Annotated in this window: 13 protein-coding genes; 6 read left to right on the forward strand and 7 right to left on the reverse strand. The window is 74.0% G+C overall.

Translation table 11 applies throughout. The features are described from left to right. The first annotated feature begins 62 nt into the window (after positions 1–62). Complete coding sequence (locus tag ACFV04_RS26055; RefSeq protein WP_360262583.1) at positions 63–1,295, forward strand: ROK family protein; 1,233 nt, start codon at positions 63–65, stop codon at positions 1,293–1,295. A gap of 234 nt (positions 1,296–1,529) precedes the next feature. After that, entirely contained in the window at positions 1,530–2,732 is a 1,203-nt protein-coding gene (locus ACFV04_RS26060; protein ID WP_380532763.1) for a PLP-dependent cysteine synthase family protein, read from the forward strand. Positions 2,733–2,936: 204 nt separating this feature from the next. On the opposite strand, the gene ACFV04_RS26065 is transcribed toward ACFV04_RS26060, so the two are convergent. The 5 genes from ACFV04_RS26065 to mscL all read right to left on the reverse strand — a co-directional run bounded on the left by ACFV04_RS26065 (position 2,937) and on the right by mscL (position 9,086). Then, entirely contained in the window at positions 2,937–3,251 is a 315-nt protein-coding gene (locus ACFV04_RS26065) for a DUF6191 domain-containing protein (RefSeq protein ID WP_380345089.1), read from the reverse strand. A gap of 102 nt (positions 3,252–3,353) precedes the next feature. Next, entirely contained in the window at positions 3,354–5,888 is a 2,535-nt protein-coding gene (locus tag ACFV04_RS26070; protein WP_380532766.1) for a right-handed parallel beta-helix repeat-containing protein, read from the reverse strand. Positions 5,889–6,318: 430 nt separating this feature from the next. Beyond that, complete coding sequence (locus ACFV04_RS26075) at positions 6,319–7,194, reverse strand: MOSC domain-containing protein (protein WP_380532768.1); 876 nt, start codon at positions 7,192–7,194, stop codon at positions 6,319–6,321. A 199-nt stretch (positions 7,195–7,393) separates the two neighbouring features. Further along, positions 7,394–8,179 (reverse strand): DUF6643 family protein, encoded by a 786-nt coding sequence (locus ACFV04_RS26080; RefSeq protein WP_380345083.1) that lies wholly within the window; start codon positions 8,177–8,179, stop codon positions 7,394–7,396. Positions 8,180–8,639: 460 nt separating this feature from the next. Next, positions 8,640–9,086 (reverse strand): large conductance mechanosensitive channel protein MscL, encoded by a 447-nt coding sequence (gene mscL / locus ACFV04_RS26085; RefSeq protein WP_380532771.1) that lies wholly within the window; start codon positions 9,084–9,086, stop codon positions 8,640–8,642. A 562-nt stretch (positions 9,087–9,648) separates the two neighbouring features. Here mscL and ACFV04_RS26090 point away from each other — a divergent pair. The 3 genes from ACFV04_RS26090 to ACFV04_RS26100 all read left to right on the forward strand — a co-directional run bounded on the left by ACFV04_RS26090 (position 9,649) and on the right by ACFV04_RS26100 (position 12,704). After that, complete coding sequence (locus ACFV04_RS26090; protein WP_380532774.1) at positions 9,649–10,812, forward strand: glycosyltransferase family 4 protein; 1,164 nt, start codon at positions 9,649–9,651, stop codon at positions 10,810–10,812. A gap of 165 nt (positions 10,813–10,977) precedes the next feature. Continuing rightward, the gene (locus tag ACFV04_RS26095) at positions 10,978–11,652 is read left to right on the forward strand and encodes a thiol:disulfide interchange protein DsbA/DsbL (protein WP_380532777.1); all 675 of its coding nucleotides are present in this window, start codon (positions 10,978–10,980) and stop codon (positions 11,650–11,652) included. Between the two features lie 176 nt (positions 11,653–11,828). Next, positions 11,829–12,704 (forward strand): alpha/beta fold hydrolase, encoded by an 876-nt coding sequence (locus ACFV04_RS26100; protein WP_380532780.1) that lies wholly within the window; start codon positions 11,829–11,831, stop codon positions 12,702–12,704. Between the two features lie 33 nt (positions 12,705–12,737). On the opposite strand, the gene ACFV04_RS26105 is transcribed toward ACFV04_RS26100, so the two are convergent. Further along, positions 12,738–13,484 (reverse strand): SAM-dependent methyltransferase, encoded by a 747-nt coding sequence (locus ACFV04_RS26105; protein WP_380532783.1) that lies wholly within the window; start codon positions 13,482–13,484, stop codon positions 12,738–12,740. A gap of 91 nt (positions 13,485–13,575) precedes the next feature. Continuing rightward, positions 13,576–14,724: a glycosyltransferase gene (locus ACFV04_RS26110; RefSeq protein WP_380532785.1), complete on the reverse strand. Its 1,149-nt coding sequence runs from the start codon at positions 14,722–14,724 to the stop codon at positions 13,576–13,578. A gap of 57 nt (positions 14,725–14,781) precedes the next feature. Here ACFV04_RS26110 and ACFV04_RS26115 point away from each other — a divergent pair, with 57 nt between their 5' ends. Next, on the forward strand, positions 14,782–15,552 hold the full coding sequence (locus ACFV04_RS26115) for a glutamate racemase (protein WP_380532788.1): 771 nt from the start codon (positions 14,782–14,784) through the stop codon (positions 15,550–15,552). Positions 15,553–16,965 lie beyond the last annotated feature (1,413 nt).

The raw sequence follows: 16,965 nt of genomic DNA on the forward strand, positions 1-16,965 counted from the left end.
ACAATAGGGGCGTGCAGCTCTCACCATCAAGCCCGCGGCCCGGCACCGGGAACGGCTCCGACGTGCAGCGCGACGGCCAGCGCCGCGCGGCCCCCGACCGGGGTCGGACGCTGCTCGGCCCCGCCCTCTCGCTGATCCACACCGGCCAGACGCCGACCCGCTCGGCGCTCACCCGTGCGCTGGACGTCACCCGGGCCACCGCCGGTGCCGTCACCGCCGAGCTGGAGGCGCTCGGGCTGATCACCGTCGACTCGCGCCCGGCCGGTGGCGGCCGCGGCCGCCCCTCGCACCGTCTCGCGATCGACCCGCAGGGCCCGGTCGTGGTCGCCGGGCAGATCCACGCCGACGGGCTGAGCGTCACCCTGGCCTGCCTCGGCGGGCTGCTCGACCCGCCGGTCCACCTACCGCTGCCCGCTGCCACCGACCCGGTCCGGATGCTGCGCGCCGTTGCCGAGGCGGGCGCCGAGCTCGCCCGCGCCACCGACCGCCGCTGCCTGGCCGCCGCGCTCGCGCTGCCCAACCCCGTCACCGAACCGGACGGCACCGCACTCGCCGCGCTGCACTTCGCCTGGCCCAGCGGCACCCCGGTCGCCGACCTGTACGACGTCGAGGTCGGCCGCGCCGACCACGGCCCGAACGCGCTGCGCCCGCTGCCCACCGCGCTCGCCAACGACGCCAACCTCGCCGCGCTCGCCGAGTACCGGCACGGCGCCGGCCGCGGCGCCCGCCACCTGCTCTTCGTCACCTCCGGCCACCGCGGCGTCGGCGGGGCGCTGGTGATCGACGGCCACCTGCACACGGGCAGCGCCGGCCTCGCCCTGGAGGTCGGCCACCTCACCGTCGACCCGCAGGGCCGTCCCTGCATGTGCGGCAACCGCGGCTGCCTCAACTCGGAGACCGACCCCGACGCGCTGTTCGCCGCCGCCGGGCTCACCCCCGAGGCGGGGCGCCCGCTGCTCGACCAGGCGCGCGAGCTGTGCCGGGCGGCCGCCACCGACGACCGGGCGCGCGCGGCGGTCGAGCACGTCATCGACCGGCTCGGGCTCGGGCTGGCGGGCGTCGCCAACATCCTCAACCCCGACCGGGTGGTCCTCAGCGGCCTGCACCTCGACCTGCTGGAGGCCGCGCCCGAGCGGCTGCGCATGGTGGTCGCGGAGCGCAGCCTGTGGGGGCGCAGCGGGCGGGTGCCGATCGTCGGCGCGGAGCTGGCGCACGGTGCGCTCGCGGGCGCGGCCGAACTGGGCTGGGGGCCGTACCTGCTGGATCCGCAGTCGGTGCCCGTCCAGGTCGGCTAGGGCGCGCGGCGCGTCGCGGTCCGGTGGCAGGGCGGGGCCGTGGTGGCAGAGTGTGCCCGGGCGCCGGGGTCGTGGTTCCAGGTTGCGGTTGTCGGCCCTTGAGCCCCGGCCCGGCCCGGCCCGGCCTATGCCGAAGACGATAAGCGGAAGCTGGGCCTTCGAAAACGGTTACTTATCGTGACAGTCATACACTCGTAGTGAGCAGCGGGGGGTCACCACGAGGGAGAAGTCACCATGAGCACCCAGTCCGACGCCGAGCGCGGCATCGAGCGCGGCATCGAGCGCGGCATCGAGCGCGGCATCGAGCGCGGCATCGAGCGCGAGTCGCGGTCCGGTATCGAGCCGACCATCGACGTCGACCGCTCCGACCAGGACTACCGGGTCTGGCTCAAGGAGGCGGTGCGCAAGGTCCAGGCCGACGCCAACCGCTCCGCCGACACCCACCTGCTGCGCTTCCCGCTGCCGGCCGAGTGGGGGATCGACCTCTACCTCAAGGACGAGTCCACCCACCCGACCGGCTCCCTCAAGCACCGACTGGCCCGCTCGCTCTTCCTCTACGGGCTCTGCAACGGCTGGATCCGCCCCGGAAAGCCGGTGATCGAGGCCTCCAGCGGCTCCACCGCCGTCTCCGAGGCCTACTTCGCCCAGCTCATCGGCGTGCCGTTCATCGCGGTCATGGCCAAGAGCACCAGCCAGGCCAAGATCGACCTGATCCAGTTCCACGGCGGCGAGTGCCACCTGGTCGAGCGCTCCGACGAGGTGTACGAGGCGTCCGCCCGGCTCGCCGAGGAGACCGGCGGGCACTACATGGACCAGTTCACCTACGCCGAGCGGGCCACCGACTGGCGCGGCAACAACAACATCGCCGAATCGGTCTTCGCCCAGCTGCGCCTGGAGCCGCACCCCGAACCGGCCTGGATCGTCGCCACGGCCGGTACCGGCGGCACCTCGGCGACCATCGCCCGCTACGTGCACTACATGCAGTACGACACCCGGATCTGCGTGGCGGACCCGGAGAACTCCTGCTTCTTCGAGGGCTGGGTGCGCCACGACCCGGACGCCGTCTGCGGGAGCGGTTCGCGGATCGAGGGCATCGGGCGGCCCCGGATGGAGCCGAGCTTCGTTCCGGGGGCGGTCGACCGGATGATGAAGGTCCCGGACGCGGCGTCGATCGCCGCCGTACGGGTGCTGGAGCAGGTCCTGGGCAAGAAGGCCGGCGCCTCCACCGGGACGGGCCTGTGGAGCGCGATGCGGATCGTCGCCGAGATGCGTGCTGCCGGACGGACCGGCAGCGTGGTCGGCCTGATCTGCGACCCGGGGGACCGCTACCTGGACAAGTACTACTCGGACGACTGGCTGGCCGGTGAGCGGATCGACATCGCGCCCTACCGGGCCGCGCTGGAGTCCTTCCTCGCCGGCGGCTCCTGGGTGGGCTGACGCATCGGTCGCCGGCGTCTCGACCGGCCGAGCCGTCGAGCGGTCGAGCGGTCGAGCGGGCCTACGGGCGGCACGGTGGCGGCGGCGTGGGCCGCGGCGAACAGATGACAGATGACAGATTTCAGACTCTGTCATCTGTCATCTGTCGTCTGTCAGCTGCTAGCTGTCGCATGTTCGCCGCCGGCGGCCCGGAGCCCGACGCTGTCACCCGGCGCCCGACTGTCGCCGAATCACCGCCCGGCCGCCCGCGAGGTCGATCCCGGTGCGCTTCGGCGCGCCGTCGTGCTCGTCGTCCCGCAGCACCAGCTCGACCCGTCGCTGCTCCAGCTGCACCCGCTTGCTCGGGTAGAGCAGCGCGTGCAGTTCCTCCGTCGCGGTCGCTCCCGCACCGCGGCCACCGGCCGGAGCCGATGTCGGGCGGGCGCGAAGCCGCCGTGCGACTGCGCCCAGGAAGAACAGCACCACCAGCCCGGCCGGCAGCAGCAATCCGCCCGCCGCGCCCGTCAGAAGCATGCCCATGTCCGCCTCAACGGCCCGGAACGGCAGGCGAGTTCCCGGCAGCGACACGGCGACCGCGGCACGGGCCGCGACACCGCGACCGCAGCACGGGCCATGATCGGGCTACGGCAGTGGCGCGCCCGGCAGGTCGGCCGGGACGAGCAGTTGGAGCTCCTCGGTGGACGGGTCGGTCAGGTGGGCGATGCGTACGGCGTGCCGCTCGACCATGGTCTCGAAGACCTGCCGCGCGGTGCGCCCGTTGCCGAAGTTGGGGCCGCGATCCAGCCGTCCGAAGTGGCCCAGCAGCGCCTGCTCCGCCTCCTCGGACAGTGCGTACTCGTGCTCCGCGCACTGGGCCCGGGCGATCTCCAGCAGCTCGTCCGCCGTGTAGTCGGGGAAGCTGATGGTGCGTGAGAAACGGGACGATACACCGGGGTTGGCGGACAGGAAGCGCTCCATCTCGGCGGTGTAGCCCGCCACGATGACGACGACCTCGTCCCGGTGGTCCTCCATGAGCTTGACCAGGGTGTCGATCGCCTCGCGTCCGAAGTCCCGTGCCCCGTCCTCGGGGGCGAGCGCGTACGCCTCGTCGATGAAGAGCACGCCACCGCGCGCCCGGTCGAAGGCGGCAGCGGTGCGGATCGCGGTGGAGCCGATGTGTTCGCCGACCAGGTCCACCCGCGCCACCTCGACCAGGTGCCCGCGCTGGAGGACCCCGAGCGAGGCGAGGATCTCGCCGTAGAGCCGGGCGACGGTGGTCTTGCCGGTGCCGGGGGCGCCGGTGAAGACGAGGTGTCGGCGGAGCGAGGGTGCCTTGAGCCCGGCTTGGCGGCGGCGCCGGCCGACCGAGATCAGATCGATCAGGGTGCGCACCTCCTGCTTCACCGTGGCCAGTCCGACCAGGGAGTCCAGTTCGGCGAGCGCTTCGTCGGCGGGGCGGCAGTCCGGGATCGGGGCGATCGCCGCCGAGGCGGTTGCGGAGGGTGTCAAGGCCGGTGCGGCGGCGAGTAGTTGTGACGCCCGGGGTGACGGTACGTCCGCACCCCCGAACGGCGACCCCAGCCCTGACCCCGGTGCGGAGCCCAGCCCCGAGCCCGGTCCGGATCCCGTTCCGGGCCCCGACCCCGACCCCGGCCCGGGCCCCAGGCCCGATCTGCGCCCGGATCCCGGTGGGGGTCCCGCCGCACGGACGTCGTCCGAGGTGCAGCCCTCCGCGACCGGCCCGGGCTCGGAGAACTCGAACCCGGCGCGCTCGTTCTGCTCCGCCCGGCACCGGGTGAGCTGTGTGCGGCAGCCGTCGATGATGTGGAAGCCGAAGCCCTTGCCGTGCGAGACCCGGCAGTCCTCGAAGGTGCCGCGTCCCTGCGCCGAGACGTACACCCCGGCGTCCGTGCTGGCCCGCACGCTGCAGTCGCGCAGCACCGGGTCGGCGCCCTTGGTGACGATCACCCCGGTGGCCACGTCGGAGATCTCGCAGTCGGTGAGCAGTCCGCCGCTGCCGTGGTCACGGAACCAGAGCCCGGTGCCCGCCTCCTGGACCCGGCAGGCGGCCAGGGAGACGGTGGCCCCGCCGCTGACCGAGACCGCCGAACTGCGGATCCGGCTGAACGAGCAGCCCTCGGCAGTGGCGGCGGAGTCGCGGTCGAGGACGAACAGGGCGTCCGGCAGGTCGTGCAGCGAGCAGTCGGTGAGGGTGAGCCGGGCGCCGTCGCTGACCCACAACGCCGGGTACTCGCCGCTGGATCCGTGGATCTGGCAGGCTTCGGCGATGGCCTCGGTGCCCTGGTCCCAGACGGACAGCGCGCCGCGCCCGAAGTCCCGGATGGTGCTGTGCGCGAGGCTGAGCCGGGAGCGTCCGCGCAGGTCGGCGCCGTTCTCCGGCAGGTCGTGCACCCGGCAGCCGGTCAGGACGAGTTCGGCCTCGCCGTCCAGGGTCAGTCCGTTGCCGGTGACGCGGTGGATCTCGCAGTCGACCAGTCGCCCGCCCGCCTGCGAATCGGCCTGGACGCCGCTGCCGCGGATCTCGTAGATCTCGCAGCAGGTCAGTTCGGCCGCGCTGCCGGGATCGGAGAGCAGCACGCCGGCGCCGGAGGTGTGGTGGACGCGGCAGCGGTCCAGGGCGGCGGTCGCTCCGCCGAGGACGGCGAGCCCGGCCTGGCCGGCGGCGGCGACCTCGCAGTCCTCGAAGGCGGCGGCGGTGCCCTCGCCGCGCAGCCGGAGGCCGAGCCCGCCGGGGTTGGCGACGACGCAGCCGCGCAGCGTCGGCCGGGCGCCGCCGGCGATCTCGATGCCGGTGGCGGAACGGGTCTCGATCCGGCAGCCGCTGAGCGAGGGCGTTGCCTGTGCGCCGGTGACCAGGACGGCCGGGGTGGAGCTGTCGCCGCCCTCGACGACCAGGTCGCGGACGGTCGCCGCGGCGGTGACGGTCAGTGCGACCCCGGAGGGCGGATCGATCCGTACGGTGCCCGGCCCCTGGGCCGGGACGATCGTCACCGCCTTGTCCAGCAGCACGTTCTCCCGGAAGGTGCCCGGCCGGACGGTCACGGTGTCGCCCGGTTCGGCGGCCGCGAGGGCTTCCGCGAGCGTGTCGTAGTCGCCTGCGCGGCGACGCCAGCGGGATGCGCTGTCCTGGGTGACCCGGACCCTGTGCTCAGCCATGACGGTCTGTCGTCCCCACCTTCGTCGAGCCGGCGTGCAACGGGCCGAACGCGCGGGGGTGCGCGGGCCGTCCGCCCACCGTAGCGCGCTCCCATGGGTGGTCCGGCCGCCCGTTGTCGCGCGGACACCGGTAGGGCCCACCGCCGCCACAGGTTCCGACCACTTGTTTCAACGAGCGCGCACAGTGGTGGTTCCGTGCGGTGCCGGACGCGCACGACTGGCCGTCACACCGGACGGTCGTCGAACCCGGTGGCCGTCGCCCCCGGTGGCCGTCGAACGCGGCGGGCGTTGAACCCGGTGGCCGTCGCCCCTGGTGGTCGTCACGTGCGGGCGACGGCCGTGGCACAGGGACGGCGGCCGCGCCGGGGCCGCTCCGCAGCGGAGCCGGTCCCGCGCGACCGCGCCCCCCCCGCAGGGTGCGGCCCGGCGCTCAGCGCTCGTCGGCCGACCAGTGCGCCCCGTCCTCCAGCACCTCGACCTCGTCGCCGAGGCGCAGCGTGCCGAGCACGTCGCCCTCGACGCCGGACGGCCGCTCGGGGATCAGGTTCTGCCCGAAGGCGGCCTTGCGCAGCAGCCGGTGGTGCCGGGCCAGGGTGCGCAGGGGTTCCTTGCCGCGGCGCTCGCCGGTCTCCTGGTCGGTGGTGGTGATGACGCAGCGGCCGCAGGGCTTGACGACCTTGAAGGTGAGCCCGCCGATCCGGATCCGGCGCCAGCCGTCCTCGGCCCAGGGCTCGGTGCCGGTGACCACCGCGTTGGGGCGGAAGCGCTCCATCGGCAGGGGCCCGTCCTCCTCGGGGTGCTCGGTGGCGATCAGTTCGTTGAGCCGGTCCAGTGAGGCGGTGGTGGTGAGCAGCAGGGGGAAGCCGTCGGCCATCGAGACGGTGTCGCCGGGCGTGCCGTACTCGGGGTCGACGGGCCGGGCGCGCGGGTCGTCGAGGTGTACCAGGCGGTAGTCGCCGAGGTGTTCGGCGATCCACTCGTGTGCTTCCTTGGGGGCTTCGGCGGCGCGGAAGCGGGTGCCCCAGACCTCGACGTCGGCGAGCGGGTCGCCGGCCGCGACGGCGGGGGCGGGGACCTCGATCCGGGAGCCGTCGGGGGCGGTCAGCGTGAGCGAGCCGTCGGGCCGGAGGGCGGGCCGGATCTGTCCGAGGGCGGCGTCCTCCCGCTGGCTGACGAAGCGTCCGGTCGCGTCGGCGAGCATCCAGCGGCGGTCTCCGGCCAGGCCCCAGGGATGGACGTCGGCGCTGTCCGGGCTCAGGCGGTACATGGACTTGACGGGGTAGACGTGGAGTCCGGTGAGCTGCATTCCCCCATCCTGCCAGCAGGTTTCCGGCCGGACGCAGGGCCCCCGTATGCGCACGGACCGCCCGGGACGCCGTGGGGGGCGTTCCGGGCGGTCCGTGGATGACCCGTTTCTCCGTTCGCCCGGCGCTCAGGGGTCGCCGGGTGGTGCTCAGGTGGTGCGGGTGCGGGCCGTGTGGGGGACGGCCTCGGGTGTCAGTGGTTCAGTAGCCCTGGCCCTGGGACTGGTAGCCACCGCTGCCCTGGAACTGACCGGGGTCGCCGTACGGGCCCGGGCGCTGCGGCTGCATCGGGCGGACGGGCGCGGCCGGCGCCATGGCCGGGCGCAACTGGGCGCCGCCGAAGGACTGGTCACCGCCCTGGCCCTGGAAGCCGGGGCCGCCGGCGGACGGGCCGCCGAAGGACTGCTGACCGCCGAACGACTGCGGACCGCCGGGCTGGGCCTGGCCGAAACCGGCCGGGCCGCCGGCCGGCTGCGCGCCGAACGACTGCTGGCCGCCCTGGCCGCCGATGAAGGTGTTCTGGCCGCCGAAGCTCTGGCCGCCGGTCGGCTGGTAGCCGCCGCTGGCGGTCTGGGTGAAGGCCGGCGCGCCGGGCTGCGGTCGCTGGTACGGCTGGGGGGTGCCGTAGCCGGGGAGCGCGGGCTGGGGGGAGGCGTACGCCGGCGCGGGCTGCGCGGGGATGTACGCCGTGGCGGGGCCGGCGGAGGGGCCGCTGCTCGGGCCGGGGCCCAGGGCGAGGCGAGCGGGCGGCAGCGCGGGGAGGTTGCTGCCGGGGGTGTCGTACCCGTTGCCGTACCGGTTCTCGTAGGACTGGCCGAGGCCGGATCCGTAGCCGGTGGACAGTGCCGGAGGGAGGGCGGCCGGCACGTTGATGGGTGCGATCTGGGGGACGCCGCGCTCAGCCACGAGGCTGTCGTAAATCGGCGTGCCGGAGGAGAAGGACGGAGAGGGGTAGCCGACTCCGTCGTAGGAGCGGGGCGAGGTCATGGGGCATACGGTAAGCCCACAATGCGCCTGCTGAGGAGAGCGGGAGGGGGAGCAGTTCGAGTGTTTACACAGTCTTCGCTCGCACAAAGGTCTCGAAAGTAGGAAGAACGGACATAGCGGAGATCGATTCAGGACAACCTTGGCACCCCGTCAGTGATCGAACAGTGACCGGACGGTGCCGTCGGTCGGCCTTGTGGTGACCGGCCGGTGGACGGCCGGGGGCCCTGCGGAGAAACTTTTGCGGACGGGGCGTGCGCTGGCGCATTCGAGCCCCCGCTGAGGGGGTGGCGGGGGCTCGTGAATGTTTCGGGCATAAAGATCCCGTCAGTGCGCTGACCGGCTGTTTCGGGGTCGCCGGTCGCCGGGTGCCGGTCGCCGGGCACTGCCCCGGGTTGCCGGTCACGAGCCCGGGTCGCCGGTCACGAGCCCCGATCGGTGGTCGCGGCTCCGGATGTGCAGGTCAGTGCGACTGCAGCGCCTGGTTCTGGGCGGGCAGGCCCGGCTTGGTGATCTCCGAGGTACAGAAGGAGCAGCGGGTCGCGGCGGCCGGGATCGAGCTCAGGCACTCCGGGCAGTCCGCCTTCGCAGCGGGCGCGGGCTTGGCCGATTCGAAGCGCGACTGCAGCTTGCCGACCGGCACCACCACGGCGAAGTAGATGACCGCGGCGGTCAGTACGAAGCCGATCACTGCGTTGACGAAGAGGCCGTACGGGAAGCGGGTGCCGGCCACCTCGAAGGTCTTCTGCGTGAAGTCGCCGACAGCGCCGGACGCGACGCCGACCAGCGGGGTGAGGAAGGCGCTGACGAACCCGGTGACGACGGCGGTGAAGGCGGCGCCGATCACGATGCCGACCGCGAGGTCCACCACGTTTCCGCGCAGCAGGAAGCTGCGGAATCCCTTGAACACCGGGCGACTCCAAATCCGTACGGGGAGGGGGAGACGGGGCACGCGGCGGCGCCCCGGCCGGACATCCTGCCGAGCGGTCCGGCCCGAGGTCCAACCGCGTTCACCCGATTCGCGTAACCGCCGTGGGGCCCGACGGTGACGGGCCGGGCGGGGCGCGGGCGCTCCGCGTACGGCCCTATCGGGCTCCGGAGGTGCGGGTAACCGGAGCGTGTAGAGCGGTACTTGGCCCGGTGGCCGCCCCGGCCCGGCCCGGGTCGTTCCCCGGCGCGGGGCGGCGCGGCGCGGCACCGGACGGCGCGGCGCGGCACCGGACCGCGCGGCACCGGACGGCACGAAACGGCACCGCACGAACCCGGCCGGCACCGACGAGCGGCACCCCGGCCCGGCGCGACGGTGGCGAACCGGAGCGCAGCCCGGGGCGAGACGGGGCGCACGGCGGTCGCAACCGGCGCACACCGGCGGCTCTCTGGCGCACACCGGGTGTACAAGCGCGGGCAGATAGGCCACCATCAGGTTGCGCGAAGGGGCTGTCCCCGGCGGAGCACTGTGCCAAGGTCGGTCCATGCCCGACCATATGTCGGCCGATCCGGCCGGAACCCGACCGCGCGTCCTGCACCTGATCAGTGATTCACGCCGCGGCGGCGCCCAGAACTTCGCCCGTGACCTCCACCGGGAACTGGGCCGCCGGGGCCAGTCCTCCGCGCTGTGTGCCCTCGCCCCGCACCCGGCCGTCCGCCCCGGCGACGCGGAGACCGACCCGGGGGACTGCCCCGGAGCCTCCGGCCTGCGCACCGCAGCCGTCCTCGGTCCGGGCCGGCTGCGCCCGAGCACCCTGCGGGCCCTGCGCTCCGCCGCGCGCGCCGCCGACGTGGTGCTCGCCCACGGCTCCGACACCCTGGCCGCCTGCGCCCTCGCCCTGGCCGGCACCCGGACCCCGTTCGTCTACGTCTCCGTCGGCCACCCCCGCTACTGGACCGCCAACCGGCTGCGCCGGGTGCGCGGTGGCGCGCTGATGCACCGCGCCGCCGCCGTCACCACGCTCACCGACGAGGCGCGGGCCGTCCTGGAGGAACAGTTCACGCTGCCCGAGGGCAAGGTGCACGTGATCCCCAACTCCCGTGCCGCCGAGAGCTATCCGCCCGCCGACGGCCGGGACGACCGGCGCGCCGCCCGGCATGCCCTGGGCCTTCCGGCGGACGTCCTGCTGGTGGCCTGGATCGGCGCCATAGCGCCCGAGAAGCGGCTCGACCTCGCCCTCGACGTGCTCGACCGCCTGCCCGACGTCCGGCTCGCCGTCGCCGGGGACGGCCCGCTGCGCGAGACACTGGCCCGCCACCCGGCCGCCGCCCGCGCCCACTTCCTCGGCCCCCTGCCCGACCCGGCACCGCTCTACCGCGCCGCCGACGCGCTGCTGCTCACCAGCGACAGCGAGGGCGTGCCCGGCGCGCTGATCGAGGCGGCGCTGGCCGGCGTCCCCGCCGTCGCGACCGACGTCGGCTGGGTGCGCGAGGTCGTCCGGGACGGCGCCACCGGCGCGCTCGTCGCCCCCGGGGACCCGCTCGCCCTCGCCGAGGCGCTGGGCAAGGTGCTGGCGGTCAACCGGGCCGGCCTCGGTGCGGCGGCCCGGGCGCACGCGCTGGAGCACTTCGAACTGGGCGCGGTGGTGGACGCCTGGCAGCGGCTGGTGGCCGAGGTGTGGACAGCGGGCGAGGCGCCCGCCGACTGACGCGGGACGGGTCGACGCGTCCGGTGCCGCTGTGCTGCTGCACCGCCTGCGCTGCTGCGCCGTTGCACGGCTGTGCCGATGCATGGCTGCGCCGTTCGGGCGAATCCCGGCTCGCCGTCGCACACCGACTCGTCGGTAACGAGCCGTCACCAGCAGACTTCCGGTGTGAACTCGAAGTCGCTGCTGCGGTCCACCGTCCTGCTCGCCGTCGCCGCCGGGATCGCCGCCTCCCCGGTCCAGGCCGGTGCGGCGATCCACCAAACCCCTTCCGAAGGTCCCCGGTTCGTCAGGCTCGACCAGCCCCAACCGGTGCGCGAGAGTGCCCGGACCGAGGCGGTGGAGTTCTTCTGGTACGACTGCGGCCACTCCCAGGCGCTCGAACAGCCCCTGCAGAACTGGGCCGAGAAGCACCGCTCGGACGTCGCGCTGCGCCGCGTCCCGGCGATCTGGCCGGGCAGCCCCGAGGAGGAGGTCCAGCGCGGCCACGCGCGGATGTACTACACGCTGGAGCGCCTCGGCCTGGTCGAGCGCCTGCAGGTCGGTGTCTTCCGCGCCGTCCACAACGACCACGCCGGCCTCGCCACCGAGGCGTCCGCGACCGACTGGGCGGTCCACCACGGTGTCGACGCCCAGCAGTTCCGCGAGGCCTACCGGTCCGCCGAGGTGCGCCGGTCGGTCGACGACGCCGCGGCCGCGTTCGTCCGCTACCGCATCGACGAGCTGCCGACGGTCATCGTCCAGGGGGAGTACCGGACTTCGCCGACGAAGGCCGGCGGCGTCGATCGGATGCCCGGGGTGCTCGACCAGCTGGTGCAGCAGGAGCAGGCGAAGCAGGGCTGAGCCCCGCGGATCCGGCGGCGCGTCCGGCGGCGCGTCCGGTGACGACTCCGGCGACGGACTCGGTGTCGCATTCGGCGACGCAGCCGGTGACGATCGATCAGCTCGCCCGTGCACGCGGGCCCGTGGGCTTCACTCGCGGGCTTGCCTAACCGTCTCAATGCGGTTTAATGGTTAGCATGAGCGAGCTGATGATCCCGCACGTCCACCACCGCCACGTCGACGTCGACGGGCTGCGCGTCTTCTACCGCGAGACCGGGCCGGCCGACGCCCCCGTCCTCCTGCTGCTGCACGGATTCCCGTCCGCCTCCCACCAGTACGCCCGGCTGCTCGACGCGCTCGGCACCCGCTACCGCCTGATAGCCCCCGACTACCCGGGCTTCGGCCACAGCGACAGCCCCGCACCCGACGCCTTCGCGTACCGCTTCGACACCCTCGCCGACGTGGTCGAGGGCTTCTGCCTCGCCCTCGGCCTGGACCGCTTCGCGCTGTACGTCTTCGACTTCGGCGCGCCGGTCGGCCTGCGCCTGGCCACCCGCCGGCCGGAGTGGGTCACCGGCCTGGTGGTCCAGAACGGCAACGCCTACGAGGAGGGACTCTCCGCCCAGGCAAGGGAGTTCATCGCCAACCGGCGCGGCGTCCCGGGCGCCGGGGAGGCCGCCCGCTCGATCCTCACGGCGGAGATCACCCGCAGCCAGTACGAGGGCGGCACCGGCGACCCGAGCCTGGTCGCCCCCGACGGCTGGACCCTCGACCAGCACTTCCTCGACCTCCCCGGCCGCAAGGACATCCAGGTCGAACTGGCCCTCGACTACTTCTCCAACGTCGAGCTCTACCCCGCCTGGCAGGCCTGGCTGCGCGCCCACCAGCCGCCCGCGCTGATCCTCTGGGGGCGCAACGACCCCTTCTTCACCGAGGCCGGCGCCCGCGCCTACCTGCGCGACCTGCCCGGAGCCGAACTGCACGTGTTCGACACCGGACACTTCGCGCTGGAGGAGAAACTGCCCGAAATCGCCCCGCTGATCGACGACTTCCTCGCCCGCACGCAGAAGTAGTCGCCCGGCCGGAGCGCCCGTCCGGGGGCGGGCTCAGTCGCGGCGCAGCAGGTACGTGACGAAACCGAGCGTCCCCCGGTAGCCGTGCAGCCACTCCGTGCGGTGCCGGTCCGCGGCCTCCCGGGCGGCCGCTGCATCAGGGTGGTCCGGGTGGTCCAGTGCCCATTCGGCGAGCGAGCCCGTCCAGGCGAACTCGTAGTCGTCCCAATCCCGTTCCGTGCTGACGTGCCCGGACACCGGCGTCCAGCCGTCCGCGAGGACCAGGCCGGTGGTCGTCGCCAGATCGCCGAACTCGTCCGGGGTCGAACCCAGCCCGTCCAGCGCGGCCCGGGACGGCTCGCGCTGCCAGAACGCCTCCCCGACCAGCAGCCGGCCGCCCGGGGCGAGGAGTTCGCGCGCCGCCGCGAGCGTCGGCAGCAACCCGCCGAAGGCGTGGGTGGAGCCGACGCACAGCACCAGGTCGAAGGGTTCCTTGGCGGTGAACTCCCGCGCGTCCAGGTGGTGCAGGCCGATCCGGCGCTCGACGCCGAGGGCGGTCGCGGTCTCCCGGGCGCGGGTCAGGGCCCGGGCGTCCAGGTCCACCCCCACGGCGTGCCAGCGCGGGCGCGCGGCCAGCGCACGGACCAGCCAGGCACCCTCACCGCAGCCGAGGTCCAGCGCCCGGCCGTCCTCCCGCCCGGCCGTCGCGCGCTCCAGCAGACGGGCCACCGACTCGTCCGCCAGCGGTGCCGCGATCGGGTGGTGGGCATGGGCGAGGCGGGAGATCTGCTGACGGTCCATCCGAGCAGTATGGAGCCGATGGGCGCGCCGCGCCGGAGAATTCCCCCGGTCCGCGGGGGAGACGGGGCCTGCTCGCGGGCGTGTGCGGGGGTCACGCCCGCGAGTAGGTCCGGCCCTTCCACGCCGCGCCCCGGCCGCGCCAGTGCTGCACCGCCGAGTCGACCGTCATCCCCAGGTACAGCCCGGCCGTGAACGGCAGCAGCAGCACGGTCGGGGCCGGCTGCCCGTAGTACCGGACCATCGGCAGGTACGTGCCCGCCATCAGCGCCCACGCCGCCCCGCCCGCGGCAGCCACCGCCGGGGCCCCCGCCACCAGCCCGGCCACCGTCGCCACCGGCGGCACCAGGTACACCAGCCCCAGCCCCAGCACCGTCCCGAGCAGCAGCAGCGGCGAGTACCGCAGCTGGGCGTACGCGCTGCGCGACACCATCCGCCACAGCTGCCCCAGCCGCGGGTACGGGCGGACGCTGTCCACGTCGTCGGCGAGGCCCAGCCAGGTCCGGCCGCCGGTGGCCTTCACCGCCCGGGCCAGCGACACGTCGTCGATCACGGCGCCCCGGATCGCCGCCACCCCGCCGGCCCGCTCCAGCGCCTCGCGCCGCACCAGCGAGCAGCCGCCCGCCGCGGCCGCCGTGCGTGCCCCCGGACGGTTGCTGCGGCGGAACGGGTACAGCTGGGCGAAGAAGTACACGAAGGCCGGCACGATCAGGCGCTCCCAGCCGGTCTCCACCCGCAGCCGGGCCATCTGCGACACCAGATCCAGGCCGTTGCCCTCGGCCGCCGCCACCAGCTCGGCGAGTGATTCCGGGCCGTGCGCGATGTCCGCGTCCGTCAGCAGCAGGTACTCGACGTCCGGACCGGCCAGCTCGACCCCGTGCCGCAGCGCCCACAGCTTGCCCGTCCATCCCGGCGGCAGCGGGGGAGGGGTGGTGACGGTCAGCTCCAGCCCTTCGATCGTCCGCAGCTCCGCCGCCACCGGGCCGGTGCCGTCCGAGCTGTGGTCGTCCACCAGGATCACCCGCGCCCGCCCCGGGTACTTCTGCGCCAGCAGTGTCGGCAGGCTCGCCGGCAGCACCGCCGCCTCGTCCCGGGCCGGTACCACGATCACCGCCTCCGGCCAGCGCGCCGGCGGGCGACGCGGCGGCAACCGCACGTCGGTCCGCCAGAACATGCCGTGGCAGCACGCCAGCCAGAGCCAGACCAGCAGGGAGAACGCGGCGATCCACAGCAGGACGGTCACTCCGGCAGTCTGCCGCAGAACAGGGCCGGACGGACGGATCGACTAAAGTCTTGACCCGTGAAGATCGCACTGATGGACTCCGGAATCGGCCTGCTGGCCGCCGCCGCCACCCTACGGAAGCTGCGCCCGGACGCGGACCTGGTGCTGTCCTCGAACCCGGCCTCGATGCCCTGGGGGCCGCGCACACCCGAAGAGGTCACCGAGCTGGCCCTCGGCTGCTGCCGGGCCGCCGCCGCGCTGGAACCCGACGTGCTGGTGGTCGCCTGCAACACGGCCTCGGTCCACGCGCTCGCCGCCCTGCGCGCCGAGCTGGAGCCCGGGCTGCCGGTGATCGGCACCGTCCCTGCCATCAAGCCCGCGGCCGCGCTGGGTGGCCGGGTCGCCATCTGGGCCACCCCGGCCACCACCGGGAGCGCCTACCAGCGCGGGCTGATCCGCGACTTCGGCGGAACGGCCGACATCGCGGAGGTCGCCTGCCCGGGCCTCGCGGACGCCGTCGAGCACGGCGACGACGACGCCATCACGGCCGCCATCGCGGACGCGGCCGCCCGTACGCCGGCCGGCACCGACGTCCTGGTGCTCGGCTGCACCCACTACGAACTCGTCGACGACCGCATCCGTGCCGCCGTCGCCCCGACCGCCTCTGCGGCGCTCACCCTGTTCGGTTCCGCCGACGCCGTCGCCGCCCAGGCCCTCCGCCGGGTCGGCGACCCCACCCGGACGGGTAACGGCACGCTCACCGTGCTCCACGCTGGTGCCACCGCCACGCTTCCCGCGGCGGCGGCCCTCTACCCGCAGGGCAGCGCGCTGGCCACCCTGATCGGCTGACCCGCCGGCGCGGCTTCCGACCGCCGGCGAGGACACCGGGACCTCGCAGGCGGGACCTCCCGCCCGGACTTCCCCGCCCGGACTTCCCCGCCAGGAGTTCCCTGCCAGGACCTCGCCACCAGGACCTCTCCGTCACGGCGCCCCGACCGGGGCCTCGCCGCGAGCCGGGGAGGTCCTGGTGTCTTCGCCGGCGAACGTGGGCCCGACGTGCGACCGGGAATCGGGTGGCCGTGTCCCGAATGCGCCGGATTCGGGGATGCGGAATTCCCGCAGCAGCCTCGCGACCCGTCTTTCCTGGCGTCATGGAGGATTCCGGCAGGAATGCCGGGAGAGGGATCGGGCATTTCTTCCGGTGCGGAGGGCCGACGTATTCGGCACTGGTTTCCGTACCATTCTTCGCGCTTGCGGAGTCGGCCCGGCCGGCTTGTCGGATGCGCCCGGGTTGTCGGCCGGCTCGGTGTACAGCTGTTCGCCGCATTGCGCGGGAAGTGGGCCTGCCCGACGTCTCGCTAGCGCGATTCCATTTCTGTTTCCATGCGCGTGGAGGGATCCGGGCTGCCTGCCGGTGCGGGAGGGGTCGATCACGTCGACGCCCTGGGGTGCGAGGCGGCGGTCGGCGGTCCTCCCGGCCGGTGAGCTGCGGCGGACTGCGCGGGAAGTCGACCCGGCCGACCTCCCGCGCGACCCACAGGTCGGCCCTGGCGCGCCGGTGTGCCCCTGGCGGTGGCGTGCCGTGTGAGGGATCGGCGGGATCGGGCTCCCGGCGCCGGGCAAGTTTGTCGTGCTCATGCAATTGTGAGCGATATCCGTGCGCGGGAATTTGATGTGTGCATGCCCTGTGCGCCTGGGAAGTCGGCCTGGTCGACTTTCCGTGCGGGTGGCCGACGGGTGGTGGCCGGCGGTTCGGGGAGTCGAGCGTGCCGCGTTATGGGGTGGACTGTATCTACTCGCGTAGAAGTTCCTGTCGGGCATGAGAAGTCGGATTGGTCGACTTCTCATGCGAGGGGCGTGGTGGCATCTCGTGTTGTCGGCGTGTGGCGATGGTGTCGACTGCGCGGGATTTCGGGCGATTCGGCTTCTCTGTCCGGCAATGTCCGCCCGGCAATTCGCAGCCGAGAGCTACTCGCGTAGATCCGGTGACGCCGACACTCGCGGCGGCACTACTCGCGTAGATAGCGGGAAAGGGCGCATTCGTGCCGAATAGGCATTGTGCGTGACTACCGGGCACATGCCGCCCGGGCGGCAGCGCGGCAACCGGCCATGCGACCAACCGGCCGTGCGGCCGGTTGGTGCGGCGTGGGGGGGGGGGGGCGGCGGGCCAACGCCCCACCCCCGCCCGGGCGGGGCCGGCGGCGCGCCCGCGCGGGGGGGGCGGGCGGGGGGGGGCGGGGGGTGGGGGTCGGCGTCGCGTCG

It is taken from the genome of Kitasatospora sp. NPDC059599, from assembly GCF_042735125.1.
Taxonomy (GTDB): Bacteria; Actinomycetota; Actinomycetes; order Streptomycetales; family Streptomycetaceae; genus Kitasatospora.

Excerpts from the sequence above, each read along its gene's own strand:
- ACFV04_RS26060 (WP_380532763.1), top strand. The coding sequence starts at position 1,530 with ATGAGCACCCAGTCCGACGCCGAGCGCGGCATCGAGCGCGGCATCGAG.
- ACFV04_RS26065 (WP_380345089.1), bottom strand. The coding sequence starts at position 3,251 with ATGGGCATGCTTCTGACGGGCGCGGCGGGCGGATTGCTGCTGCCGGCC.
- ACFV04_RS26070 (WP_380532766.1), bottom strand. The coding sequence starts at position 5,888 with ATGGCTGAGCACAGGGTCCGGGTCACCCAGGACAGCGCATCCCGCTGG.
- ACFV04_RS26075 (WP_380532768.1), bottom strand. The coding sequence starts at position 7,194 with ATGCAGCTCACCGGACTCCACGTCTACCCCGTCAAGTCCATGTACCGC.
- ACFV04_RS26080 (WP_380345083.1), bottom strand. The coding sequence starts at position 8,179 with ATGACCTCGCCCCGCTCCTACGACGGAGTCGGCTACCCCTCTCCGTCC.
- ACFV04_RS26090 (WP_380532774.1), top strand. The coding sequence starts at position 9,649 with ATGCCCGACCATATGTCGGCCGATCCGGCCGGAACCCGACCGCGCGTC.
- ACFV04_RS26100 (WP_380532780.1), top strand. The coding sequence starts at position 11,829 with ATGAGCGAGCTGATGATCCCGCACGTCCACCACCGCCACGTCGACGTC.
- ACFV04_RS26105 (WP_380532783.1), bottom strand. The coding sequence starts at position 13,484 with ATGGACCGTCAGCAGATCTCCCGCCTCGCCCATGCCCACCACCCGATC.